Consider the following 25,413-nt stretch of genomic DNA (forward strand, 5'->3'; position numbering starts at 1 on the left):
CTGCGCACGTGGGTCGGCCAAGCAAGGAAAACACAGAACACAGCGAGTCGGTTTTGATCACGGGGGCGGGATCGGGTCTCGGGCTGGGAGTGGGATTGACGCTCGCGGCGCGCGGGCACCGGGTGTTCGCCACGGTCGAACGGGACGACCAGATCGAACCGACGCGGGCGGCGTTCGCCGAGCGCGGACTCGTCGCGGAAGTCTCCCGGCTTGATCTGCTCGACCCGGCTGATCGTGAAGCGGCTGCGGCGCTCGACGCGTCGGTTCTGCTCAACAACGCCGGATTCGGTGCCGAAGGGCCGCTCCTGCGCACGGATTCCGCGGTGGTGCGGAAAACGTTCGAGGTCAACGTCTTCGGCACGCTCGAGTTGACGCGGCTGGTCGCCGACCGGCTCGTCGCGGCCGGGCGTGGCGGGCGGATCGTGTTCGTCACGTCGGTGGCGGGGCTGTTCGTCGCTCCCGGCGCGGGTGCGTACGGGTCCAGCAAGTTCGCCCTCGAAGCCATGGCGCAGGCGGTCCGCCAGGAGCTGCGGCCGCACGGAATCGAAGTACGGGTCGTTGAACCTGGGCCGTTTTCCACTGGGTTCAACGAAAAACTCGTGGAGAACGCGCCTGTTTCCGAACACGACTTTTCGGATTTCCTCGCCATGCAGCGCGATCCGGCCCCGGCGATCGAGACGATCGCGCGGGTCGCGGTCGAATCCGGGCCGTACCGGACGATCGTCCCGGGCGAGTTCGGCGGGATCGTGCGCGAGCAGCAAGATCAGTTGTGGGGCGAGACCGACCTCGTCGACCCGTGAGAAAGTGCGACAGCACATCAGCACTAGACAGGAGCACATGACAGTGAAGATCGCGGTTCTCGGGGGCGGGCACGGTTCCTGGGCCACGGTGGCGGAACTCGCCGAGCACGGCCACGAAGTGCGCTGGTGGCGGCGGAACGCCGAGGCGTTGGAAGCGTTGCGCGCGACCGGGGCGGTGGGCGTCCGGGATTACCGGGGCGCCCGTTCGGTGCCGGTGGGCGACGGCACCGGGGAGATCAACCCGGTGGCAGACCTCGCGGAGGCGGTGCGCGGCGCGGCGCTGATCGTGATCCCGCTGCCGTCGACCACGCACGACGACCTGGCTCCCCGGCTCGCCCCGCTGCTGACCGAGGGCCAGGTGGTCTTCCTGCCGCCGGGCACGTTCGGTTCGATGGTGTTCGCCAAGGCCGTCGCCGCGGCGGGCGGGAGTTCGGAGATCGCGTTCGCCGAAGCCGGGACGCTGCCGTACCTCGCGCGTCGGCATGGCGACGCCGAAGTAGTGATCAGCGGGTACGCGACCCGGCTGCCGACCGGGGTTTTCCCGTTGCGGCTGGCGGAAAGCGCGTTCAAGACGCTGCGCGAGGCGTACCCGAGCATCGAGGACGCGGGCGACGGGCTCAGCGGAGCGCTGATGAACGCGGGCCCGATCATCCACCCGCCGCTGATCACGATGAACGCCGGTCCGCTCGAGCATTTCGCCGCCTGGGACATCCACAACGAGGGCACGCAGCCGTCGATCCGCAGCGTCACTGACGCGCTTGACGCCGAGCGGGTCGCGCTGCGCGAAGCGTTCGGCTACGGCGCCCCGCACTTCCCGCTGGCCGATCACTACGCCACCGACGGCGAGGAGTGGATGTACGGCCGCGCGGCGCACGAGCGGCTGACCGACAGCGGTGACTGGCGCGAGAAGATCGACCTCCACACGCACCGCTACATGGTCGAAGACACCCGGCTCGGGTTGTCGCTCCTGGTGTCCGCTGGTCGGTGGGCTGGCGTGCCGACGCCGGTCGCGGAAGGCCTGCTGGCGTTGGGTTCTGCCATCACCGGCCGCGATTTCTACGCCGAGGGACGGACCTTCGAGAACCTCGGCCTGGCCGATCTCGACCGGGCCGGGCTGACCAAGCTGCTGCAGGACGGAGTCCAGTCGTGATCGCCATCGTCGGCGCCGGGCGGATGGGCGAGGGCATCGCGCTGGCCTTCCTCGCGGCCGGACATCCGGTGTTGCTCGCGGACGTCAAGGACCGCACCGAGGAAGAACGCCAGCTCCGCCGCGACGAGGTCCGCAAGCGCCTCGCGGACCGGCTGCGCGCGATGTTCGGCCACGCGGACGCGCTGGAAAGCCTGACGCTGGGCGACCGTTCGGCGAAGGAACTCGCCGACGCGACCGTGGTGTTCGAGGCCGTGCCGGAGGTCATGGACGTCAAACGCGAGGTGTTCGGCTGGCTCGGCTCGCAGGTGCCCGAGTCGGCGGTGCTGGCCTCGACGACGTCGACCTTCCTGGTCACGCAGATCGCGGAACTCGCCGACCGGCCGGAACGGGTCGTCAACGCGCATTGGCTCAACCCGGCCGAACTGATGCCGCTGGTCGAGGTCAGCCGGAGCGACGACACCGATCCGGCCGCGGTCGAGCGGCTCGTGGAGCTGCTGCGCGAAATCGGCAAGGTGCCGGTGGTGTGCGGGCCCGCCGCCGGATACATCGTGCCGCGGCTGCAGGCGCTGCTGATGAACGAGGCCGCGCGGATGGTCGAGGAAGGGGTCGCCGGTGCCGCCGAGATCGACCTCGCGGTGCGCGCCGGTCTCGGGCCGCGGTTCTCGGTGCTGGGCCCGCTGGAATTCATCGACTGGGGCGGCGGGGACATCCTGTACTACGCCTCGCGCTACCTGACCGGCGAACTCGGCGAGCGGTTCCAGGCGCCCGCGATCGTCGAGGAGAACATGACCGGCCAGCGGCGAGGTCTTCAGGACGGGGCCGGGTTCTACCGCTTCGACGCGGCCGGGGTGCCGGACTACCGGGCGGCGCGGATCCGGGAGTTCGAGGAGATTTTCCGGCTGCGCGAACCGCATTTGCGGGACGGGACGCCGGTTCCGGTGCGTCCGGAGGACGATTCGGCGGAGTGATTTTCGGTTGGCGGCCGCGGGTTCAGGCCCGCGGCCGTCAGCACTCCGCAAGCCATCCGGTTGCCTCGGCGACGCGCGGATGGGCTGCGCCGAGGACTGCTTTGAGCCCGGCTGCCACGGATTCCAGCTCCGCCGCCGCACCCGCTCGGTCGCCTCGTCGGGCGGCGGCTCGGGCCAGCGTCGCGCGGAGGCCGAGCACCATCGGATGTCCCGCTGGCCAGGCACCAGCGGCCAGCACCGCCCGCGCCGCTTGCTCGGCTTCGTCCAGGTTTCCGCTCTCCACGCAGGCTCGCGCGAGCACGCTGCGGATGATCAGCGCGCCTCGGCCCCGCGCTTCGCCCAGGGCCTGGCGGAACAGGTCGGCTGCCTCGGGCGCTTGCCCGGCCAACAGGAGAACGGTTGCCAGGGACTCCCGCAGCTCTGGCCGCTTCTCGAAAAGCTCGCGCATCGGAGCGATCGCCGCCTCCGGATCTCCGGTTTCGGCTCGCACCACCAAGAGGAGCGCGTCTCGTTGCTCGTCGGTCTCGCAGAGCGCTTCCTCGTCCGTCAGCAGTTGTTCGGCCGTCTCGTAGCGGGCCAGCGCGCGCAGCATGACGACCTTCCGGCGCCGTCCGGCTCTCGTCCGGGCGTGCGCCGGGCCGAGTTCGGCGGCACAGTAGTCGACGTGCGCGTCCAGCACCGCCAGCGCGTCTTCGTACTGCGCTGCCACGCCATAGGCTTCCGCGAGGAGCAGCTGGGTCTTGAACGTCCCTGGCTGGCGCGCGCCCCAGGTTTCCTCGAACGCCTCCGCGGTGCGTTCCAGCAGCGGGATCGCCTCCGCGGGCCGGCCTTGCGACGTCTGGCAATACGCCAGATTCGCCCACGCGGCAAGGGTGTTCGGCTCGCGGGGACCGAATTCGTCCGTCAACGCGGGCACGAGATCCGTGTAGTGCCGCTCCCCCGCCGCCCAGTCCTCGTTCTTGAGCAGCAACTGGCCCAGCAGGAGCCGCCGGCGCAGGTTCGGCACGCTCTTCGGGTTGCGCGCCTTCGCGAGGGTGGCCTGCAGCGCGGCGATCTCGTCAACCGGCTCTGGCTTCGTGCGGAAGAGTCCCACCTGGACAGTCTGCCCGCCCGGCGATTCAGTCCTTCTTAAGCCACCCAGAAACCTCTACGACATCCGGATGCTTCGGACCAAACGCCTCCGTCAACCCCGCCGCGACCGCCGTCAGTTCACGATCTGCCTCCGCGTCCCGGCCGCGTTCCCGGGCCACCCGCGCCAATGTCGCCCGGGCACCGAGCTTCAGCGGGTGTCCGTCCGGCAGACCGTCGGCCGTCGCGATCTCGCCGGCCAGTGTTTCCGCCGCGTCGAGCTGGCCGCTTTCCAGGTACGCGCGGGCCAATTCCCCGGCTGGGCCCCACTGTTGCGCCGCCGGTTGCGCGGACAGCACGGCGCGGTACAACTCCGCCGCTTCCGCGGGTTCCCCGGCGCGCAGCAGCACGGCGGCGAGGACCTCCACGAATTCCGGCGTGCGGTACTGCTCGGCGAGTTCCCTCGCCTGGTACTGGACCGTCTTCGCCTCGCCGTCCTCCGCCCGGATCAGCAAGCCGACCGCGCGGGCACTGTCGCGTTCATAGTCGTCTCGCGGCTTACGCGACAGGCCGGAGTTCAAAGAGCGAGCCTCGTCGTATCGGCCGAGTGTCCGCAGCACACTGACCTTCCGGCGCGCGCCCGCGATCGTCAGCTCGTGGTACTCGCCGAACTTGTCCACGCACGCGTTCAAGTGCCTGCTGAGCACGTCCAGCGCCTCGTCGTACTCCCCGGACACCGAGTACATCTCCGACAGCACCAGCTGTGCCTGCATGGTGGCCGGATCGTCCGGCCCCATGACGGCCTCGTAGATGTCCACTGTGGACTCCATCAGGTGCACCGCGTCCTCGATCCGCCCCAGCGCGGCCTTCGCCATGGCCAGGTTCAGCCAAGCGCCGAGCGTGCCCGGGTGCTGTTCGCCCTCGACGCGCACCTGGGCATCGGCGAGTTCGGTGTAGTGCTCCTCCGCCGCGGGCCAGTCGCCGGTTTCCACCAGGAGGATGCCGAGCCGGTGGCGCATCGCGAGGCTCTCCGGGGAATCCGGATCCGCGGCTTTCGCCAGTTTCTTGCGCAGTTTCGCGATTTCGGCTGCCGGGTTCGCCCGGAAAAGCGCCATTGCCGTCCCCCGTCCGGTTGGTGCGTTCCCGCCAGTGTGCCGCATGCCACAAGCCCCGGGAGTGTGCCGTCCCCCACTCGACCGGGCCACTGCACTGGTTACCCACGGGTAACAAGGGCTAGGGTGCGAGGCAGGAACACTCTCTACTTCAGGAGCATTCGTGGCCGCACCAGCAACGCCGCCGCTCGCGCCCACCGCGCGAGGGGTGCGCAATGTCGTCTTCGTCGAAGGGGTACGCACGCCCTTCGGCAAGGCGGGCGACAAGGGCATGTACGCCGGGACCCGGGCGGACGACCTCGTCGTCAACGCCATCCGCGAGCTGCTGCGGCGGCATCCGGAGCTGCCGCCCGAGCGCGTGGACGAGGTCGCGATCGCCGCGACGACGCAGATCGGCGACCAGGGCCTGACCATCGGCCGCACCGCCGCGCTGCTCGCCGGGCTGCCGAAGTCCGTGCCGGGCTTCGCGATCGACCGGATGTGCGCGGGCGCGATGACCGCGGTGACCACCACCGCGAGCGGCATCGGCTTCGGCGCGTACGACATCGCCATCGCCGGCGGCGTCGAGCACATGGGCCGCCACCCGATGGGCGAGGGCGTCGACCCGAACCCGCGGATCGTCGCGGACAAGCTGGTCGACCCGACCGCGCTCGTGATGGGCCAGACCGCGGAGAACCTGCACGACCGCTTCCCGGAGATCACGAAGGAGCGCACGGACGCGTTCGCCGCGCGCAGCCAGGAAAAGTACGCCGAGGCCGTCAAGACCGGCAAGATCGGTCCGGAACTGGTTCCGGTGGCGACCAAGTCGAAGGAACTCGGCTGGGGTCTCGCCACCGAGGACGAGCCGCCGCGCCCGGGCACGACCGTCGAGCAGCTGGCGAAGCTGAAGACGCCGTTCCGCCCGCACGGCCGGATCACCGCGGGCAACGCGGCCGGTCTCAACGACGGAGCCACCGCGGCGATCCTCGCCGACGAGGACACCGCGCGCGAGCTGGGCCTTCCGGTCGGGATGCGGCTGGTCGGCTACTCGTTCGCGGGCGTCGAGCCGGAGGTCATGGGCATCGGCCCGGTGCCGGCCACCGAGAAGCTGTTCAAGCGCACCGGTCTGTCCATTGAGGACATCGGCCTGTTCGAGATCAACGAGGCGTTCGCGGTGCAGGTGCTCGCGTTCCTCGACCACTTCGGCATCGCCGACGACGACCCGCGGGTCAACCAGTGGGGCGGCGCGATCGCGTGCGGCCACCCGCTGGCGTCGTCCGGCGTGCGGCTGATGACGCAGCTGTCGCGCCAGTTCGCCGAGCGCCCCGACGTGCGCTACGGCCTCACCACGATGTGCATCGGCATCGGCATGGGCGGCACCGTGATCTGGGAAAACCCGGCCTACAACGGCTCTGAGGGGGCGAAGTAATGACTTTCACCGCTGAAGAGGCGAAGGCCGCGTTCCCGGACGAGGTCGTGACCAACGCCGTCACCAACCTGGTCAAGGTACCGGGGCTGGACAAGCCGGTCGCGCTCATCACCTTGGACAACGGCCACGACCACACCCGGCCGAACACCTTCGGCCCGCAGGGTCTCGTCGCGCTGAACGCCGCGCTGGACAAGGCGTTCGCCGCCGAGCCCGCCGCGATCGCGGTCACCGGCAAGCCGTTCATTTTCGCCGTCGGCGCGGACCTTTCCGGCGTCGAGGCGGTGTCGGACCCGAAGCTGGCGCGGGAGATCGCGCAGACCGGGCACGACGTGTTCCGCCGGCTCACCGAGTCGAAGATCCCGACGTTCGGGTTCGTCAACGGCGCGGTGATGGGCGGCGGGCTCGAGCTCGCGCTGTCCTGCCACTACCGGACGCTGTCGGAGAACACCGCGGCGATCGCGTTCCCCGAGGTGTTCCTCGGCCTGTTCCCGGGCTGGGGCGGCACGCAGCTGCTGCCGAACCTGATCGGCCCGGACGCCGCCGTCACCGTGATCATCGAGAACGCGTTGGCGCAGAACAAGATGCTGAACGTGCGCAAGGCCGCCGAGCTCGGCATCGTCGACGAGGTCTTCGGTTCCGCGGACTACCTGGAGCAGTCGCTGCTGTGGCTGGCCAAGGTCGTCAACGGCGAAATCACCCCGGCCCGTCGCGAAATCGACCGCGGCGCGGAGTGGGACGCGGCCATCGCGCGTGCCAAGTCCATCGTGGACGGTCGCACCCACGGCGCTTCGCCGGGCGCGACCAAGGCCGTCGAACTGCTTGAGCTGGCGCGCGAGAACGATCTCGACCGCGGTTACGCGGCGGAGACCGACGGGCTCGCCGAGCTGCTGATGTCGGACGTGCTGCGAGCCGGGCTGTACTCGTTCAACCTGGTCAACAAGCGGGCCAAGCGGCCGGCCGGCGCGCCGGACAAGTCGTTGGCGCGCAAGGTGAACAAGGTCGGCATCGTCGGCGCGGGCCTGATGGCCAGCCAGCTGGCGCTGCTGTTCGTGCGCCGCCTCAAGGTGCCGGTGGTGCTCACTGACGTCGACCAGGCGCGCGTCGACAAGGGCGTGGGCTACGTCCACGAGGAGATCGACAAGCTGCTTGCCAAGAAGCGGGTGTCGCCGGACGGCGCGAACCGGCTGAAAGCTTTGGTGACCGGCTCGCTCGACAAGGCCGCGTTCTCCGACGCGGACTTCGTGATCGAGGCCGTTTTCGAAGAGCTGGGCGTGAAGCAGCAGGTGTTCGCCGAACTGGAGCAGCACGTCTCCCCCGAGACGATCCTGGCCACGAACACCTCGTCGCTGTCGATCACCGCGATGGCCTCGAAGCTGCAGCACCCGGAGCGCGTGGTCGGCTTCCACTTCTTCAACCCGGTGGCCGTGCTGCCGCTGCTGGAGATCGTGCGCGGCGAGAAGACCGACGACGCGGCGCTGGCGACCGCGTTCTCGGTCGGCAAGCAGCTGAAGAAGTCGAGCGTGCTGGTGAAGGACGCGACGGCGTTCGTCGTGAACCGGCTGCTGCTGCGCTTCCTCGGCGAGGTGCTGGTGGCCGTGGACGAGGGCACGCCGTTCGACGTGGCCGACTCCGCGCTGGAGCCGCTCGGCCTGCCGATGTCGCCGCTGAACCTGATGCAGCTCGTCGGCCCGGCCATCGCGCTGCACGTCGGCGAGACGCTGCACGGCTCGTTCCCGGACCGCTTCACCGTGAGCGAGAACCTGGACAAGTTCGTGAAGGCGGGCAAGAAGGGCGTGTGGACCTGGGACGCGACCGGCACGCCGTCGGTCGACCCCGAGGTCGCCGCGCTGTGGACGCAGGGCGACCAGCCGTCCACCGCGGAGCAGGTCCGCGACCGGGCGTTGAACGCGATCGCCGAAGAGGTCCGGATCATGCTCGACGAGGGCGTCGTCGCGGAGGCCCAGGACATCGACCTGTGCCTGATCCTCGGCGCGGGCTGGCCGTTCTGGCTGGGCGGCATCACGCCGTACCTCGACCGGGCGGGCGTCTCGGAGCGGGTCAACGGCAAGCCGTTCCTCTCCCAGGGCGTCGCTTCGGTTCCGGCGTAACGCCTTGGCGGAGCCGCCCTGTTTAGCGGGGCGGCTCCGCCGTGAACCCGGACACACCGAGCACTTCGTGACCTTCCGGGCACCAGCCGTTCACCGCTGCCCCATAGCGTCCTGCCGAATCGTTCGAGCAGGTCAGGAGCAGGATGAACACCACGGACCCGGGCGGCGTCGGCCGTCGCGGATTCTTCAAGCGCGCGGGGCTCGTCGGCGCCGTCGCGGCCGGGGCCCCGGTGCTGGCCTCGGGCCAGGCCGACGCCATGGACCTCGATCTGGGGCTTGACCTCGGGATTGATCTCGACTGGCTGTTCGGCCGCCGCTACCAATGGGTCGTCGGGGATCACCACACGCACAGCCAGTACTCGTACGACGCGATGTACACCATCGACCGGATCGCGGCCGGCGCGCGCGAACACGGCGCGAAGTGGATCGTCTTCACTGATCACGGACACGCGACGCACGAGAAGTCGTCCGTGGAACCGACCAGCCGCGACGTGCTCGCCGCGCAGCGGAGGCATCCGGATCTGCTGCTGTGGCAAGGCATGGAGTGGAACGTGCCGGGCGCGGAGCACGCCACGCTGTTCTTCCAGGCCGGGCGCGACCAGGCGAGCGTGCTGCGCGAATTCGAGCGCGGTTACGACTGGCGGCTGACCGGTTCCGAATCCTCCAGCCCGGAGCACGAAGCGTTGGCGCTCAAGGGTTTGCGGTGGCTCGCCGAGCAGGAACGCACCCGCCGGATCCACGCGCCGGTCGTGCTGATCAACCATCCGCTGCGCAACGGCCGCGTGTCGCCGCACGAACTGCGCAACTATCGCGACACCGCGCCGGGCATCGTGATCGGCATGGAAGGCGCACCCGGCGCGCAGGCCGACGGATTCCCGAAGCCGCAAGGCAATGGCGGCGCCCGGGGCGGCTACGGCAACAACCCCGGCGGCGACTCGTGGCCCGGCTTCCCGGCCGAGGCGTACCGCACGTACGGCGGCTGGGACTGGACCACCGCGAAGGTCGGCGGACTGTGGGATTCCCTGCTGGCCGAAGGAAAACCGTGGTGGATCACCACGAACTCCGACTCGCATTACAACCGCGGCGACCAGCTGGTGCGGCCGTCGGTGCCGGACGGCTGGTACGAACAGAACGGCAAATACCCGGACCCGGTCGACAGCGGGGTGCCGCAGTTGTCCGCTCCGTACGCGGATTTCTACCCCGGCGAGTTCAGCCGCACGGTGGTCGGCGTGCGACGCCCAGGCTTCGAGGGTGTGCTGGAGGGTCTGCGCGCGGGCCGGATTTGGCTGTCTCACGGCGGTTTGGTGCAGCAGCTGGAAGTCGGCGTGCTCGGCGGTGGTGACTGCGCGACCTTCGGCGGACGGCTGCGCGTGCGCCGCGGATCGACCGTGACGGTCGTTGTTTCGGCGGTGACCGCCTACCGGCCGAACGGGTCTGGTTCGGTGCCGCGGCTTGGCCGGCTGGACCTGATCTCGGGCCCGGTCACCGGCCCGGCGGCGGATCGCGACACGATGACTGCGCCGGGTACGCGGGTGGTGGAGTCGTTCACGCCTTCGCGCGGATATGCGGGACGGCGGGTGATGTTCAAGCACACGTTCCGCAACGTGCGGGAGCCGTTCTACGTCCGGGTGCGCGGAACGGACGGGAAGCGGCACGCCGCCGGCGGGATCGAGCCGGCGATGGACGTGATCGGGCAGGCGAATCCGTACGAAGACCTTTGGCTGTACGGGAATCCTACGTTCGTGGACGTCCACTGATCGTGCGTGGCTAAGCCGGTTCTAACCGGCTTAGCCACGCACGAGTCGCTACACCGTGGGCAGCCGCACCGTCACCGCCAGTCCGCCTCCCACCACCGGCTCCGCGGAAACCGTCCCGCCGTGTGCCTGCACCGCCGCGCGCACGATCGACAGCCCCAGGCCCGCTCCCGAACGCGCCGTCCGGGCCACTCCGGCACGGCGGAACGGCTGGAACAGCTCCGGCACCGCCGCCGGGTCCAGCAGGCCGCCCGACGAGCGCACCCGCAGGACCGACCACTGCGCGCCCGGTTCCGTCGTCACCTCGATCCAGCCGCCGTCGACGTTGTGCCGCACCGCGTTCTCGACCAGGTTTCCGGCGATCCGTTCCAGCAGAGCCGAATCCCCGATCGCCGGGGACGGCTGCATCACGAAATCCGCGCGCAGGCCCCGTTGTTCGGCTTCGCCGCGGACCGCCGACCAGGCGCGCTCCACGAGCACCGTCAGGTCCACCAGTTCCCGCGTCACGAGACCGGCTCCGTCGGTGCGGGCCAGCAGCAGCAACGAATTCACCAGCTGACCGGCGCGGTTCGTCGCGTCCAGGACCACCCCGGCCATCCGGCGGAACTCCGCCTCGTCGGCGTGTTCGTCGGACAGCGTGACGTCCAGTTCCGTCCGGATCACCGACAGCGGAGTGCGCAATTCGTGGCTCGCGTTGGCCACGAAATGGCGCTGCGAATCGAACGCGTCCTGCAAGCGGTCGAGCATGGCGTCGAAAGTCCGGGCCAGTTCGGCGAGTTCGTCGCGCGAGCGGATCTCGCCGATGCGCTCCCCCATCGACTCGATCGACAGCCGTTGCGCGGTCCCGGTGATCTCGCGCAGCGGACGCAGGACGCGGGAAGTGAACGTCCAGGCCAGAATCGCCGCCGCGGCCACCACGAAGCAGAACGCCAGCGAGCCGAAGACCAGCACCCGGCTGACGGCGTGCGTGCGCAGATGCTGCGCGAGCGTGGACGCGTCCACGTCGACGCCGTCGACCCGGACGATGGTGCCCGGCGGCATGTGCGGCACGGCGTCGACCGCGTCGCCGACGAGCGTCCACGCCAGCCACAGCAGCAACAGCCCCGCCGCGGCGACCAGGACGGTCGCCAGGACGGTGACGCGCACCCGCAGGCTGCGGGCACCGGGAAGCTTCACTCGGAACCGGCGACCGACACCCGGTAGCCCGAGCCGACCACGGTCTCGATGATGCCCGGTTCGCCGAGCTTCTTGCGCAAGGTCATCACGGTGACCCGGACGGTCGTGGTGAACGGGTCGGCGTTCTCGTCCCAGACCCGTTCGAGCAGTTCCTCGCTGCTGACCACGGACCCGCCGGCGGACAGCAGCACCTCGAGCACGCCGAACTCCTTGCGGGTCAGCTCGACCGGCCCGCTCGCCCGCCGGACGGTGCGCTTGGCCGGGTCCAGTTCGACGTCGCCCGCGGTGAGCAGCGGCGGCGCGGCGGGCGTCGCGCGGCGGCCCAGCGCCCGTACGCGCGCGACCAGCTCGGGAAAGGCGAACGGCTTGGCGAGATAGTCGTCCGCGCCCAGCGACAGCCCGTCGACCCGGTCGGACACCGAACTGCTCGCGGTCAGCATCAGCACCCGCGTCAGCTCGCCGGACGTGACGATCTCGCGGCACAGGTCGTCGCCGGACATCCCGGGCAGGTCGCGGTCGAGCAGCACCACGTCGTACCGCGTGACGGACGACTTCTCGTGCCCGTCGTCGCCCGTGAGCGCGATGTCGACGGCCATGCCCTCCCGCCGCAGCCCGCGGGCGATCGCGTCGGCCAACGGCTCTTCGTCTTCGACTACCAGAACTCGCACCAGACCACAATCCCATAGTTTCCTGAGAGCACCTGAGAAGCCTGAATGGACACTCGCGTTCACCCCCACCGCAACGCGAACCACAGTCGCATCCGCGTTTCCGGATCGGCCAGCTCCGCTCCCAGCGCCCGTTCCACCTGTCCGATCCGGTGCCGCACGCTGTTGCGGTGCACGCCGAGTTCGGCGGCGGTCCGGTCCCAGCTGCCGTGGTGCGCCAGCCAGGTCCGCAGGGTCGGCACCAGCTCGCGACCGTGCGCGCGGTCCAGTTCCCGTAGCGGAGCCAGCAGGCGTTCGGCGAACGCACCGGCCGCGGCGGGCGGAATCAGGTTGTCGAAGCCGAGCGGGTCGGCGTTGGCCGCCAGCGGGCGGGACAGCGCGCGGGCGCGGGCTAACAGCAGTTCGGTTTCCGCGACGGCAGCCGGGAGAGCCGCGGCGGGGTGCGGCGGGCTCGCTACCGCCAGCCAGCCGTGTTCGAGGAGGCCGTCCAGGGTGCCGAGTTCGCCGGTGATGGCGTAGAACCGCGGCCCGGGCAGGACCTGGACCAACGGGGTGTCGAGGCGGGCGCGCAGCCAGTCCGGACGGCGGGCTAACGCATCCGGGCCGCGTCGGTGGGCGACTCCCGCGACAAGCCGGGCCTGATCGCTGCCGACGACTCCGGCCAGCGCGTCCGAGCCGGGGCCGCCGAGCAGCAACGCCGTGGCGGCGGCGCCGAGTTCCGCGCTGTCCGATCCGGCGCGGCCGACGAGTCCCAGCAGCGCCGCGCCGACGGCCAGGATCGCCCGGTCCCCGCTGTCGAACCGCTGCGCGCGGCCGACGACGACCAGGTGCGCGGCGGTCGCCTGCGGGTACACCGGTTGCGCGACGACGTGCGTGCCGTCCGGCAATTCGGTGGAGGCGATGCGGATTCCGGAGCGGGAACGCAGGGTCGCGAGCAGTTCCGTTACCGCCGACGGCAATGGCTGCGGTGCGTCGTAGCCCGCGGCCAGTACGTCTCCGGCGCCGACCATCGCGACCCACCCGCGGAGGCGTCCGGCGAGCGCGGTGACCAACTCTCCCAGACCGCCGCCTGCGGCTCGCGTCAGCGCTTCGCGGCCTTCTGCCAGCCGTCGTTCTTCGTGCCGCCCAGCTTCGGCGAGCGCGACTGCGACGGCGCGGTTGATGGCCAGAAACGGCGTCGCGGGCGGAACGACCAGCAGTGGCAGGCCGTGCTCCGCGCAGGCGTCGCGCAGCGAGGAGGGCAGGGTTTCCGAGACCGTCGGGGTGAGGCCGAAGCCGAGCGCGGTGACGCCCGCGTCGCACAGACCCCGGACGTAGCGGTCGGCGTCCTTCGGCAGGTTCACGCCCGCGGTCAGCACGAGTTCGGCGCCCACCAGGTACGGCGCGGGGTCGGCCAGTTCGCTCACATGCGCCCACCGCACCGGCCGGTCCAGCGCGCCTGGCCGCAGCGTTTCGGGCACGCCGTCGAGCGCAAGCTCCGGGTTGCCCGCGACGGTGCGTAGTGGAACTGTCACCTCTGCGGGCAACAGCACGTCGTGGTGGGTCATTTCGGCCAATCTTCCGCGAAGTCCTGGATACATCGTCCCATGCCGCCGCGGGGTCGCCCGACCCTACGGTGTCCCGCAAGAACCCCACCCCGTTTCAAGGAGGACCCGTGGGCGGCGACTATGCGGTGATCGCGCTGTACATCGCGGGCATGATCGGGGTCGGCTGGATCGGCCTCCGGCTGGCCAAGACCAAATCCGATTACCTGGTCGCCGGACGGCGGCTCGGCTGGTTCATGTACTCCGGCACGATGTCGGCCGTCGTGCTCGGCGGCGCGTCGACCGTCGGCGGCGTGAAGCTCGGCTACACCTACGGCATCTCCGGCGCGTGGCTGGTGATCACGATCGGCGTCGGAATCCTCGTGCTGCACGCGGTTTTCGCGCGGCGGCTGGTGAAACTGCGCGTCTACACCGTCGGCGAGATGCTCGACCTGCGCTACGGCGGCCGCGCGAGCGCGGTGTCCGGCGTGGTGATGTGGGGCTACACGCTGATGCTCACGGTCACCTCGACGCTGGCGTTCGCGTCGATCTTCAAGGTGCTGTTCTCGATCCCCAGTTGGGCCGGGATCGCCATCGGCGGGTCGATCGTGGTGCTGTACTCGGTGCTCGGCGGCATGTGGTCGATCACGCTGACCGACATCGCGCAGTTCGTGATCAAGACGATCGGCATCCTGTTCGTGCTGCTGCCGGTCGCGCTCGTCTCGGCTGGCGGCTTCAGCGGGATGGCCGAGAAGCTGGACGCGTCGTACTTCGAGTTCACCTCGATCGGCGGCGAGACGATCCTGACGTACTTCCTGATCTACACCTTCGGCCTGCTGATCGGGCAGGACATCTGGCAGCGCGTGTTCACCGCGCGCACCCCGCGCGTCGCGACGGGCGGCGGCGTCATCTCCGGCGTCTACTGCCTCGTCTACGGCATCGCGGGCGCGCTGATCGGTACGGCGGCGAAGGTGCTGTACCCGGACCTCGGCAGCGCGCAGGACGCCTTCGCCACTATCGCCGAACGGCTGCTGCCCACCGGCGTACGCGGTCTCGTGCTCGCTGCGGCGCTGTCGGCGCTGATGTCGACTTCGAGCGGCGCGCTGATCGCGTGCGCCACCACGACGACTTCGGACCTGTTCCGCAAGATCGGCCTTAAGAGTGGCGAGGTCTTGCGTAACCGAGTGACGACACTTGTGCTGGGCATCGTGGCCATCGGTATCGCAATGCTCGTGGACGACGTCGTCAATGCGCTCACCATCGCGTACGACATCCTCGTCGGCGGCCTGCTCGTCACGATCATCGGCGCACTGTTCTGGAAACGCGGTACTCGCGAAGGCGCGTACGCGTCGATGGTGGCCGGGACGGTGTCTGTCATCGCCTTCATGATCATCGACGGGGTCGCGGCCAACAGTCCGATCTATTGGGGCCTCGGCGTCAGCCTTGTCGTGTACATCGGCGTCAGCCTCGCGACACCGCGTACGCCGGACAGCATTCTTTCCGTGTGGACACAACGTCTCCACGGCTCCGAAGCCGCTGAAGATCTCAGCGCATCCGAAACCCGACAGGAGTTGACCCAGTGAGTGAACAGCGTCCGGTCGGCCCGCTCGACTCGTCGCAGATCCCGCGTTTCGCCGGCTTCGCGACCTTCGCGCGGCTGCCGCGGATCGACGAAGTGCCGAGCGCCGACGTAGCCGTGGTCGGCGTGCCGTTCGACTCTGGCGTGTCCTACCGCCCCGGCGCGCGGTTCGGTCCTTCGGCGCTCCGCGAGGCGAGCCGCCTTCTGCGGCCGTACCACCCGGCTCTGGACGTTTCGCCGTTCGCCGAGAAGCAGGTCGTCGACGCCGGCGACATCGCGGTCAACCCGTTCCACATCGGCGAAGCGATCGAGAAGCTGCAGCAGGAAGCCGAAGCGCTTACTGCGGGCGAGACGAAGCTGGTGACTGTCGGCGGTGACCACACCATCGCGCTCCCGCTGCTGCGCGCCGCCGCGAAGAAGCACGGTCCCGTTGCGCTGCTTCACTTCGACGCTCATCTCGACACCTGGGACACCTACTTCGGCGAGCCGTACACGCACGGCACGCCGTTCCGTCGCGCGGTCGAAGAAGGCATCCTCGACACGAGCGCCGTGTCGCACGTGGGCACGCGCGGCCCGCTGTACGGCAAGCGCGACCTCGAAGAGGACCGTCGCCTCGGCTTCGGCATCGTCACTTCCGGCGACGTACTGCGCCGCGGCATCGACGAGACCGTGGACGCGCTTCGCCAGCGCATCGGCGACCGTCCGCTGTACGTGTCCGTCGACATCGACGTGCTCGACCCCGCGCACGCGCCCGGCACCGGCACCCCCGAGGCGGGCGGCATGACCAGCCGCGAACTGCTGGAGATCCTGCGCGGCCTGCGCGGGCTCAACCTGGTCGGCGCGGACGTCGTGGAATTGGCCCCGGCCTACGACCACGCCGAAATCACCGCTGTCGCTGCTTCGCACGTCGCCTACGACCTGGTCAGCCTGCTGGCGCTGGGACGCGACGCATGACCCGGATCGGCGGCGACGTTGTCGTAGAGACGCTGCGGGCGCTCGGTGCGGACACCGTGTTCGGCCTGCCCGGACAGCACGCGCTCGGCCTGTTCGAAGCGCTGCGCCGGGCGGATGACCTGCGTGTGATCAGCTCGCGGGTGGAGAACAATCTCGCCTTCGCCGCGGACGGTCACGCGCGCGCCCGGCTCGCCGCCGATCCGCACGGCCCGGTGCCGGTCACGCCGATGATCGTGTCGACCGGCCCCGGCGCGCTGCTCACGCTGGCGTCGCTGCAGGAATCGCGCGCGGCTTCGGTCCCGGTGCTCGGGATCTCCAGCCAGATCCCGGTCGCCGGGCTCGGCGGCGGACGGCACGGCTACCTGCACGAATTGCCGGATCAGCAGGCGAGCTTCCGCGATGTCGTGAAGTCGGTGCACGTGGTCCGGTCGATCAGCCAGATCCCGACCGCGCTGCGCGAGGCGTGGGAATCGGCCGCGACCGCGCCGTACGGGCCGGTGTGGGTGGAAATCCCGCAGGACGTGCTGCTCGCCCCGGCGAACCTGCCGGAACTGACCAGCGTGACCGCAGCTCCGGCACCGCTCAAACCGTTGCCGGAACTGGTGGCCGAAGCCGCGAAACTCCTTGCCTCAGCGAAGAATCCGGTGATTCTCGCCGGTGGCGGCGCGCTGCGTTCGGGGGCGCACGACGAACTGCGCCAGCTCGCCGAAACCCTGCGCGCGCCGGTGGTGTCGACGTTCGGCGGCAAGGGCGTTTTCGCCTGGGACCACGAGCTGTCCGCGCAATCGTGGATGGAAGACTGGCACACCACAGAATTCCTCGCCGCCGCCGACGTCCTGCTGGTGCTCGGCTCCGGGCTCGGCGAGCTGTCCAGCAACTACCGCGAGTTCGCGCCGCGCGGCCAGGTCGTGCAGGTGGAAGCGGATCTCGGGAAACTGGAGTCGAACTATCCCGCGCTCGCGCTGCACGCCGACGTCCGGCACACCCTCCGCGCGCTGCTGGACCAGCTCACTCCGCGTACTCCGGACGGCCGCGCCGAAGCGGCGGCGAAGGACCTGATCGCCCGCGTTCAGTCCAGGTTGGACAGTCAGCCGCTCGATGCGGAGCGGAAGCTGCTCGACGACGCCCGCGCCGCGCTCCCCGAAGGCACGCAAACCTTCTGGGACATGACAATCGCGGCCTACTGGGCGTGGTCGGTGTGGAATCCGGACGGCGCGCCGATTCACACCGCGCAAGGTGCGGGCGGTCTCGGCTACGGCCTGCCGGGCGCGCTCGGTGCTGCCGCGGCAGGCGTGCGGTCGCTGGCGGTGTCCGGCGACGGCGGCGCGATGTACGGCCTCGCCGAGTTGGCCACCGCGGTGCAGCACCAGCTCGACGTGACCTGGCTGATCGTCGACGACGGCGGCTACGGCATCCTGCGCGAATACCTCACCGGCGCGTTCGGCCAGACCACCGCGACCGAACTGCCGCGCCCGGACTTCGTCGCACTGGCCGAGTCGTTCGGCATCTCCGCCCGAAAGACCACTTTGGACACGGTCCGCACCGACCTTGCCGACGCGCTGCGCACCCCCGGACCGTCCGTCGTCGTGCTTCCCGCGCTGCTGAAGATGTTCGCCCCAACCCACTTGGAGCACTCGTGACCCACATCCGCAACTTCGTCGGCGGCGCTTTGGTCGACATGCCCGACACCGAGGCGACCCTCGAACTGACCAACCCGGCCACCGGCAAGGTCTTCGGCACCAGCGTCCTTTCCGGACGGAACGAGATCGACCTCGCGATGGAGTCGGCGGCGCGCGCGTTCCAGTCGTGGCGGCGCAGCACGCCCGCGCAGCGTCAGGAAGCCCTGCTCAAGATCGCCGACGCGCTGGAGGCCCGTGCGGAGGAATTCGCCGACGCCGAGGTCCGCGAGACCGGCAAGGTCCGCTCGGTCATGCTGGACGAGGAAATCCCGGAGTGCGTCAGCACCCTGCGGTTCTTCGCCGGCGCGGCGCGGCAGCTCGAAGGCACCGGCGCGGGCGAGTACCTGGCCGGGCACACGTCGGTGATCCGCCGCGAGCCGATCGGCGTGTGCGCGCAGATCGCGCCGTGGAACTACCCGCTGATGATGGCCGTGTGGAAGATCGGCCCGGCGCTCGCCGCGGGCAACACCGTAGTGCTCAAGCCCGCGGAAACCACGCCGTCCACCGCCGTGCTGCTGGCCGAAACCGCGGCCGAATTCCTGCCGCCGGGCGTGTTCAACGTCCTGTGCGGCGACCGCGAAACCGGCCGCGCACTAGTCCGCCACCCGAACACCGACCTGGTGTCCATCACCGGCTCGACGCGTGCCGGCATCGACGTGGCCACCGTCGCCGCGGCCGATCTCAAGCGCACCCACCTGGAGCTGGGCGGCAACGCTCCCCTGCTGGTCTTCCCGGACACCGACGTCGCCGACACCGCCGAGCGGATCGCCGACGCCGCGTTCTACAACGCCGGACAGGACTGCACGGCGGGCAGCCGCGTGCTGGTGCACCAAAGCGTCCACGACGAATTCGTTGCCGCGCTGACCAAAACTGCCGCCACGCGTCGTCCGGACGTCGACTACGGCCCGCTCAACAGCCGCGCCCAGCTCGACCGCGTGCTCGGCCTGCTGGAGCGGCTGCCGTCGCACGCCCGCGTCGAAACCGGCGGCACCGCGCCCGGACCGGGCTTCCAGCTCGCGCCGACCGTCGTGTCCGGCCTCCGCCAGGACGACGAACTGGTCCAGGAGGAAGTCTTCGCGCCGGTGATCACCGTCCAGTCGTTCGCCGACGAGACGGAAGCGCTGGAGCTGGCCAACGGCGTCCCGTACGGCCTGGCTTCCTCGGTCTGGACGAACGACGTCGCCCGCGTCGCCCGGGTGTCGCGCGATCTCGATTTCGGTTGCGTGTGGGTGAATACGCACGGCCCGCTGACCGCCGAGATGCCGCACGGCGGGTTCGGCCACTCCGGACACGGCAAGGACCTCTCGGCGTATTCGTTCGCCGAGTACACCCGCGTCAAGCACGTGATGACGAGGTTCGAGTAATGAGCGACAAAGTCACCGAGGTCGAACAGCACGGCATCGCGCCGATCCCGGTCGCCGAGCAGACGTCCCGGCCGCGCGACCTGTTCCGGCTCGCGTTCGGCGGGGCCAACACGTTCGCCACGATCATCCTCGGCACGCTGCCGATCGCGTACGGGCTGAGCTTCTGGGCGGCCCTCGCCGCGACCGTCGTGGGCGTGGTGCTCGGCGCGCTCGTGCTGTCCCCGATGGCTCTGTTCGGCCCGATCACCCGCACCAACAACGCGGTTTCGTCCGGCGCGCACTTCGGCGTCGTCGGCCGGTGCGTCGGCTCGTTCCTGTCGCTGCTCACCGCGATCACCTTCTTCGCGATCTCAGTGTGGGTGAGCGGCGACGCGGTAGCCGGTGCGGCACAACGGCTTTTCGGCATCGACGGCGGCCCCGTCCTGCGCGCGGTCGCGTACGGCGTGATCGCGATCGCCGTCCTCGTCGTGTGCATTTACGGCTACCGCTTCATGCTGCTGGTCAACCGCGTCGCGGTAACCCTGGGCACGCTCATCATGCTGGTCGGGATTTTCGCCTACGGCGGCTCGTTCGACCCGTCGTTCACCGGCAGCGGCAACTTCGCGCTCGGCACGTTCTGGCCGACGTGGATCCTCGCCGTGCTGACCGTGATGGCGAACCCGATCTCGTTCGGCGCGTTCCTGGGCGACTGGTCGCGCTACATCCCGGCGACCCACTCGCGCCGCTCGCTGCTGGCCGCGCCGTTCCTCGCGCAGCTGGCCACGCTGCTGCCGTTCGGCTTCGGCATCGCGACCGCGACGCTGGTCGCCGACCCGGCCGACTACGTCACCGGCCTGACCGCGATTTCCCCGCTCTGGTACGCGATCCCGCTGATCGTGGTCGCCCTGATCGGCGGATTGTCCACCGGCACCACCGCGTTGTACGGCACCGGTCTGGACTTCAGCTCGATCTTCCCGCGCCTGTCCCGGGTTCGGGCGACGCTGCTGATCGGGACGCTGAGCGTGCTGTTCATCTTCGTCGGCAATTTCGTGCTCGACATGGTGTCCAGCATCAACGCGTTCGCGACGCTGATCGTGCTGTGCACGTCGCCGTGGATGGTCATCATGATGATCGGCTACGTACAACGCCGCGGCTACTACGACCCGGCCGACCTGCAGGTGTTCAACGAGGGCCGCACCGGCGGCCGGTACTGGTTCCACCGCGGCGTCAACTGGCGCGCGATGGCGGCCTGGATCCCGGCTACCGCGCTGGGTCTGCTGTGCGCGAATACGCCGATGATCACCGGACCGCTGGCCGGGATCGCTGGCGGAGTGGACATCAGCCTGGTGGTGACGCTGTGCACGGCGGCGGTGGCGTATCCGGTGCTGGTGAAGGTGTTTCCGGAGCCTCGGGAGGTCTTCGGGCCTTCTGCGGCTACCCCAGCGGAAGCGGTGGCTGCCGAAGCGTGAGCGGCGGGCGGCTCCACTGGGCGGACAGGATCGTGTCCGCCAGCGCCGCTGCCGACCCTCGCGCCGTTCCCCGGTGGCTCAGCACGAACGTCACCGACCCCGGATCGGGCAGCCCCGCGATCGGGACCAGCCCGTCCGGGACCACGGACGCCGCGAACAACCCGACGCCAAGCCCGGCTTCGAGCGCGACCCGCAGGCCGTTGAGCCGTTCGCTGACACAGCCGATCCGCCACTGGACACCGTTGCGGCGCAACGCGTTCAGCGCACGAGCCCGGGTGACGCTCGGCTCCGGATAGAGGACCAGCGGCAACGGTTCGCCCGGGAGCAACTCCAGCCCGGGCGAACCCACCCACACAAGCGGATCCCGCCGCACGCCCTGCCCGGAGTCGCGCTTGGCGAGCACCAGGTCGAGGTCTCCGTCGGCGAGCCGGGAATGCAGCACCTCGCTCAATTCGACCGACAGTTCGAGGTCGATCCCCGGATGCGCGCCGCGGAACCGGCCGAGGACGTCCGCGGCGTGGCCGAGCAGGAAGTCTTCGCACACCCCGAACCGGACCCGCCCGCGCGGGCCCGGCCGGGAGAAGTAGCGCAGTGCGCGGTCCTGCTGATCGAGAATGCCGCGAGCGAACCCGGTCATCGTCTCGCCGTCGCCGGTGAGCCGCACGCTGTGCGTGTCGCGCTCGAACAGCACACTGCCGAGCGCCGTCTCGAGGCGGCGGACGTGCTGGCTCACCGTCGACTGCCCGAGGTCCAGCCTGCGGGCGGCTTCGGAGAACCCGCCCGCCTCGGCCACGGCGAGAAAAGTGCGCAGCAGCACCGGATCGATCACTACTCCGGAGTACCACTCTCGGTGCGCGACCGTGTACCAGGTGTGGGCACTGCCACTACCGGCGCCGGGTGATCACCACCGGCTTGAGGTCCTTCGGGATCGCGGCGAACGCGGACACCGGAACCCCGAACGAGGCGGCGAGAATCTCGCGCGGCAGCGAGTTGAGCGTCCCGACGATGCCGATGTCGTCGTTCGGCTCGCCGGTGCTGGTGTTGAACATGACGAGCACGTCCAGGCCTTCGGTGGTGCTGGAATTCGCGAAATAGTGGAAGAATCCCTGCGGGGCGAAGACGAGTTCCCCGGCTCTCGCGCTGAACACTTCATTGTGGTAACTGCCGTCCTCATGCGTGCCGAGAATGCTCCAGTCCGCCTTGCCGGAAATGATGTAGTTCAACTCCCACGCGGACGGGTGCCAGTGCGGTTCGCGCACGCCGCCCGGGTCGAGGTGCACGAGATACACCGAGCCCTGCTGACCAGCCAACACCGGAAAGTTCTTCTCGTGGGCTCCGCGCAACGTCCCGCCGTCGTGGACGGCCGGCGCGGATTTGGCGAGCGAGAAAACGTACGGCTGCTTCGCTGAACCCGCCGTGCTCGCTTGCGCGGCCCCAGTCACTCCCAGCGCGGTCGCCGCAGCGATTCCCGCGCCCGCTCCGAGCGCACCCCGCCTGCTGATTTCCGACATTCTTTCCGCCTTTCTCAAACCGAGGAAGATCTGCTGCCTCTAATTCTTCCGAGAATGCGAAAACCGGAAAGTGCCTGGCGCGGATCACTGCTATCGCACACCGCGATGAGCAAACGCGGTACAAGCGCGGGGCGGCTGTGGGACGATCTCGTTCCCCGAAACCCCCTGTCCTGGAGGCGATTTCGTGACGTTCGCAGTCGGCATCTTCGACCTGTTCAGCTTCGCCGTCCCCGGAGCGGTCCAGCTGTCGCTGCTGGTCTACGTGCTCGACCGCCTCGGCGTGCTGCACGTCGCCGCACTGGCTACCGCCCCGAGCGTGCTGCTGGTCGCCGGCGCCGTGGTGGCCAGCTACCTGCTCGGACATCTCTTTCACCCGCTGGCCGCGCAACTGGACCGCCTCCGCCCGCGGCCGGACGCGGAGGAGGCCCGGCAGGCGTTCGTCGCCCGGGTTCCGCAGGCGCGCGACCGCGCTTACGTCCGGGCCGACCCCGCGCTGCTCGTCGCGGCAGTCGAACTCCACGAAAAGGACACCGGCGGAGAGATCGTCCGGATGCGCGCGCAGTCGGTCATGCTGCGCAACATCGCCTTCGCCTTCACGCTGGCCACGATCGTCGCGCTCGTGCAGACCGCGACCGGTCCGCATCGGGTGGTCGCCGCCGGGGCCGCTGCGCTCTCGCTGGTGGGCGCAGTCGGGGCGTTGGGCAGCGCGCGGAAGGTCTGGCACATGTCCCGGCTGAAGACGCTGGAGATCTGCTATTGGATCCCGGACATCGACGAGACGTTCGCCGCCGAAACCCCGGCGGCGGGCTAGCGGTTCCGGCAAGCGCCGGGGTGGGGAGACGCGCGGAAGCTGGAAAAGGCGGGTCCCCGTTCCGGGAACCCGCCAGCCAAGCGCTCAGGCGCGAGGGATTCTTCCGCCCGGCCGAGTCCGCTCTGCTCGGGCTCGGGCTCGGGCTCGGGCTCGGGCTCGGGCTCGGGCTCGGGCTCGGGCTCGGGCTCGGGCTCGGGCTCGGGACATCGTCTGCTCGGCCGACCCCGCTCAAGCGCGGGGCATGGTTCGCCCGCCCACGCCGCTCAAGCACAAGACTTCCGCGGCCGCGCGCACCGCCAGGCCGCGCGACATCCTTCGCCCAGCCCGTCCGCCGACTAGGCGCGCGGCTTCTCCCCCGCGGTCTCCTCCACATCGGAGCCCAGCCGCCCCGAGGCCCACTCCGTGATCCGGCGGGCCACGTCCTGGGCGGTCAGGCCGATCCGGTCCAGCACCTCGGCCCGGGTTCCGTGGTCGTGGAACGCCTGCGGCACCGCGAGATCGCGCAGCGGGACGTCGCATTCGGCATCCCGCAGCACCGCCGCCAGTGCCGAGCCGAAACCGCCGTGGCGGCCGCTGTCCTCGACCGTCACTACAAGTTTGTGCTGTTCCGCCAAGGCGACCAGTTCCGCGGGCACCGGGACGACCCAGCGCGGGTCTGCGACTGTCACGCCGATGCCCTGGTCCGCCAGGCGATCTGCGGCCGACAGTGCCAGCTGCGCGAACGGGCCCACCGCGACGAGCAGTACATCTGTCGAGCCTGAGGGGCGACGCAGCAGATCGACTGTGCCGATCCGCTCCACCGCGGGCACATCCGGGCCAACGCTGCCCTTCGAGAACCGCAGGGCGGTCGGGCCGTCTTGGACCGCGACTGCTTCGCGCAGTTCCTCGCGCAGGGTTCCCGGGTCGCGCGGCGCGGCCACGCGCATGCCCGGCACCATGCCCAGCAGCGACAGGTCCCACATGCCGTGGTGGCTCGGTCCGTCCGGACCGGTGATGCCGGCGCGGTCCAGGACGAACGTCACCGGCTGGCGGTGCAGCGCGACGTCCATCAGCACCTGGTCGAACGCCCGGTTCAGGAACGTCGAGTAGAGCGCGACGACCGGGTGGCAGCCGCCCATCGCGAGCCCTGCCGCGGACGTCACCGCGTGCTGTTCGGCGATGCCGACGTCGAACCAGCGGTCCGGGAAGCGCTCGGAGAACTTCTCCAGCCCGGTCGAGCGCAGCATCGCGGCGGTGATCGCCACGACGTCCTCGCGCTCCTCGCCGATTTTCGCCAGCTCGTCGCCGAACACGCCGGTCCAGCTCGGGCCCTTCACCGGCGGCAGGCCGGTCTCCGGGTCGATCGGGTCGGTCTGGTGCATCTGGTCGGCCTGGTGGTTCACCGCGGGCGCGTAGCCGTGGCCCTTCTCGGTGACGACGTGCACGATCACCGAGCCACCGAAGGCCCGTGCGCTCTGGAACGCCTTCTCCAGCGCGACCAGGTCGTGGCCGTCGACCGGGCCGAGGTACTTCAGGCCGAGGTCGGAGAACATCACCTGCGGGCTCAGCGCGTCCTTGATGCCCGCCTTGGCCGCGTGCAGCGCCGCGTAGATCGGCTTGCCCACCACCGGGGTGCTGCGCAGCAGCTCGCGCCCGCCGTCCAGCAGCCGCTCGTAGCCGGGCTGCAGCCGCAGCGACGCCAGGTGGTCGGCCATCCCGCCGATGGTCGGCGAGTACGACCGGCCGTTGTCGTTGACCACGATCACGACCGGGCGGTCCTTGCGCCCGGCGATGTTGTTGAGCGCTTCCCAGCACATGCCGCCGGTGAGCGCGCCGTCGCCGACCACCGCGATCGCGTGCCTGCGCGGACCGCCGGACAGCTCGAACGCCTTCGCCATTCCGTCCACATAGGACAGTGCGGTGGACGCGTGGCTGTTCTCCACCAGGTCGTGCTCGCTCTCGCCGCGGCACGGGTACCCGGTGGGCCCGCCCTGCTGGCGGAGCAGGTCGAAGTCGACGTGCCGCCCGGTGACGATCTTGTGCACGTACGCCTGGTGCCCGACGTCCCACACGATCGCGTCGCGCGGCGAGTCGAACACCCGGTGCAGCGCCAGGGTCAGCTCGACGACGCCCAGGTTGGGGCCGAGGTGCCCGCCGCTGCGGCGGACCTTGTCCACGAGGAAGTCCCTGATCTCGGCCGCCAGCTCCCCGAGGTCCTCGACGCTCATGCGCTTCAGGTCCGCCGGTCCGTGCACCGAGTCCAGCATGGTCACCGCTCCACCCCGTCCGTTTCTTCCTCCGCCGGTTCCGGCCAGTCTACGGACGGCCGCCACCTCGGTCCGGCCGCCCGCGTCCC

Annotated in this window: 20 protein-coding genes; 12 read left to right on the plus strand and 8 right to left on the minus strand. The window is 70.0% G+C overall.

Translation table 11 applies throughout. The features are described 5' to 3' along the window. Positions 1-8: 8 nt before the first annotated feature. From AB5I40_RS13615 to AB5I40_RS13625, 3 genes are read left to right on the plus strand one after another with little or no spacing between them, the layout of a single operon-like run. Positions 9-800: an SDR family NAD(P)-dependent oxidoreductase gene (locus AB5I40_RS13615; protein WP_370938855.1), complete on the plus strand. Its 792-nt coding sequence runs from the start codon at positions 9-11 to the stop codon at positions 798-800. A 37-nt stretch (positions 801-837) separates the two neighbouring features. After that, a complete protein-coding gene (locus tag AB5I40_RS13620) occupies positions 838-1,950 on the plus strand; it encodes an NAD/NADP octopine/nopaline dehydrogenase family protein (RefSeq protein WP_370938856.1) in 1,113 nt (370 codons plus the stop codon). Continuing rightward, a complete protein-coding gene (locus tag AB5I40_RS13625) occupies positions 1,947-2,918 on the plus strand; it encodes a 3-hydroxyacyl-CoA dehydrogenase NAD-binding domain-containing protein (RefSeq protein ID WP_370938858.1) in 972 nt (323 codons plus the stop codon). The genes AB5I40_RS13620 and AB5I40_RS13625 overlap by 4 nt, the downstream gene beginning before the upstream one ends. Positions 2,919-2,955: 37 nt before the next feature. Here the strand turns inward: AB5I40_RS13625 and AB5I40_RS13630 are convergent, their stop codons facing one another. Both AB5I40_RS13630 and AB5I40_RS13635 read right to left on the minus strand, forming a co-directional pair. Further along, positions 2,956-4,011 (minus strand): tetratricopeptide repeat protein, encoded by a 1,056-nt coding sequence (locus AB5I40_RS13630; RefSeq protein ID WP_370938859.1) that lies wholly within the window; start codon positions 4,009-4,011, stop codon positions 2,956-2,958. Positions 4,012-4,036: 25 nt separating this feature from the next. Further along, a complete protein-coding gene (locus AB5I40_RS13635; protein WP_370938860.1) occupies positions 4,037-5,101 on the minus strand; it encodes a tetratricopeptide repeat protein in 1,065 nt (354 codons plus the stop codon). A gap of 205 nt (positions 5,102-5,306) precedes the next feature. Between AB5I40_RS13635 and AB5I40_RS13640 the strand changes: the two genes are divergently transcribed. The 3 genes from AB5I40_RS13640 to AB5I40_RS13650 all read left to right on the plus strand — a co-directional run bounded on the left by AB5I40_RS13640 (position 5,307) and on the right by AB5I40_RS13650 (position 10,371). Next, positions 5,307-6,506: an acetyl-CoA C-acyltransferase gene (locus AB5I40_RS13640; protein ID WP_370940513.1), complete on the plus strand. Its 1,200-nt coding sequence runs from the start codon at positions 5,307-5,309 to the stop codon at positions 6,504-6,506. Beyond that, positions 6,506-8,614, plus strand: coding sequence for a 3-hydroxyacyl-CoA dehydrogenase NAD-binding domain-containing protein (locus AB5I40_RS13645; protein WP_370938861.1), 2,109 nt, complete (start codon positions 6,506-6,508; stop codon positions 8,612-8,614). The genes AB5I40_RS13640 and AB5I40_RS13645 overlap by 1 nt, the downstream gene beginning before the upstream one ends. A gap of 143 nt (positions 8,615-8,757) precedes the next feature. Then, on the plus strand, positions 8,758-10,371 hold the full coding sequence (locus AB5I40_RS13650) for a PHP domain-containing protein (RefSeq protein ID WP_370938862.1): 1,614 nt from the start codon (positions 8,758-8,760) through the stop codon (positions 10,369-10,371). A gap of 48 nt (positions 10,372-10,419) precedes the next feature. On the opposite strand, the gene AB5I40_RS13655 is transcribed toward AB5I40_RS13650, so the two are convergent. Genes AB5I40_RS13655 through AB5I40_RS13665 form a run of 3 tightly spaced genes read right to left on the minus strand, consistent with a single transcriptional unit; the run spans position 10,420 to position 13,756 of the window. After that, positions 10,420-11,544 (minus strand): sensor histidine kinase, encoded by a 1,125-nt coding sequence (locus tag AB5I40_RS13655; RefSeq protein WP_370938863.1) that lies wholly within the window; start codon positions 11,542-11,544, stop codon positions 10,420-10,422. Then, positions 11,541-12,212, minus strand: coding sequence for a response regulator transcription factor (locus tag AB5I40_RS13660; protein ID WP_009075614.1), 672 nt, complete (start codon positions 12,210-12,212; stop codon positions 11,541-11,543). Before AB5I40_RS13660 ends, AB5I40_RS13655 begins: the two co-directional genes overlap by 4 nt. Before the next feature lie 59 nt (positions 12,213-12,271). Then, positions 12,272-13,756: a PucR family transcriptional regulator gene (locus AB5I40_RS13665; RefSeq protein ID WP_370938864.1), complete on the minus strand. Its 1,485-nt coding sequence runs from the start codon at positions 13,754-13,756 to the stop codon at positions 12,272-12,274. Positions 13,757-13,863: 107 nt separating this feature from the next. Here AB5I40_RS13665 and AB5I40_RS13670 point away from each other — a divergent pair, with 107 nt between their 5' ends. From AB5I40_RS13670 to AB5I40_RS13690, 5 genes are read left to right on the plus strand one after another with little or no spacing between them, the layout of a single operon-like run. Further along, on the plus strand, positions 13,864-15,315 hold the full coding sequence (locus tag AB5I40_RS13670) for a sodium:solute symporter (protein WP_370938865.1): 1,452 nt from the start codon (positions 13,864-13,866) through the stop codon (positions 15,313-15,315). Next, complete coding sequence (gene speB / locus AB5I40_RS13675) at positions 15,312-16,265, plus strand: agmatinase (protein WP_370938866.1); 954 nt, start codon at positions 15,312-15,314, stop codon at positions 16,263-16,265. The genes AB5I40_RS13670 and speB overlap by 4 nt, the downstream gene beginning before the upstream one ends. Continuing rightward, a complete protein-coding gene (locus AB5I40_RS13680) occupies positions 16,262-17,905 on the plus strand; it encodes a thiamine pyrophosphate-binding protein (protein WP_370938867.1) in 1,644 nt (547 codons plus the stop codon). Before speB ends, AB5I40_RS13680 begins: the two co-directional genes overlap by 4 nt. Next, positions 17,902-19,308 carry an aminobutyraldehyde dehydrogenase gene (locus AB5I40_RS13685; protein WP_370938868.1) on the plus strand — a complete coding sequence of 469 codons (1,407 nt, stop codon included), beginning with the start codon at positions 17,902-17,904 and terminating at the stop codon, positions 19,306-19,308. Before AB5I40_RS13680 ends, AB5I40_RS13685 begins: the two co-directional genes overlap by 4 nt. After that, a complete protein-coding gene (locus AB5I40_RS13690) occupies positions 19,308-20,756 on the plus strand; it encodes a cytosine permease (RefSeq protein WP_370938869.1) in 1,449 nt (482 codons plus the stop codon). The genes AB5I40_RS13685 and AB5I40_RS13690 overlap by 1 nt, the downstream gene beginning before the upstream one ends. On the opposite strand, the gene AB5I40_RS13695 is transcribed toward AB5I40_RS13690, so the two are convergent. Next, positions 20,722-21,585: a LysR family transcriptional regulator gene (locus AB5I40_RS13695; RefSeq protein WP_370938870.1), complete on the minus strand. Its 864-nt coding sequence runs from the start codon at positions 21,583-21,585 to the stop codon at positions 20,722-20,724. The genes AB5I40_RS13690 and AB5I40_RS13695 overlap by 35 nt on opposite strands. 55 nt (positions 21,586-21,640) lie before the next feature. Further along, entirely contained in the window at positions 21,641-22,267 is a 627-nt protein-coding gene (locus AB5I40_RS13700) for a cupin domain-containing protein (protein WP_370938871.1), read from the minus strand. A gap of 184 nt (positions 22,268-22,451) precedes the next feature. Here AB5I40_RS13700 and AB5I40_RS13705 point away from each other — a divergent pair, with 184 nt between their 5' ends. Next, the gene (locus AB5I40_RS13705) at positions 22,452-23,078 is read left to right on the plus strand and encodes a hypothetical protein (RefSeq protein ID WP_370938872.1); all 627 of its coding nucleotides are present in this window, start codon (positions 22,452-22,454) and stop codon (positions 23,076-23,078) included. Between the two features lie 335 nt (positions 23,079-23,413). Here the strand turns inward: AB5I40_RS13705 and dxs are convergent, their stop codons facing one another. Continuing rightward, positions 23,414-25,330 carry a 1-deoxy-D-xylulose-5-phosphate synthase gene (dxs, locus tag AB5I40_RS13710; RefSeq protein ID WP_344267534.1) on the minus strand — a complete coding sequence of 639 codons (1,917 nt, stop codon included), beginning with the start codon at positions 25,328-25,330 and terminating at the stop codon, positions 23,414-23,416. Between the last annotated feature and the right edge of the window lie 83 nt (positions 25,331-25,413).

This window comes from Amycolatopsis sp. cg13 (genome assembly GCF_041346965.1).
GTDB lineage: Bacteria > Actinomycetota > Actinomycetes > Mycobacteriales > Pseudonocardiaceae > Amycolatopsis.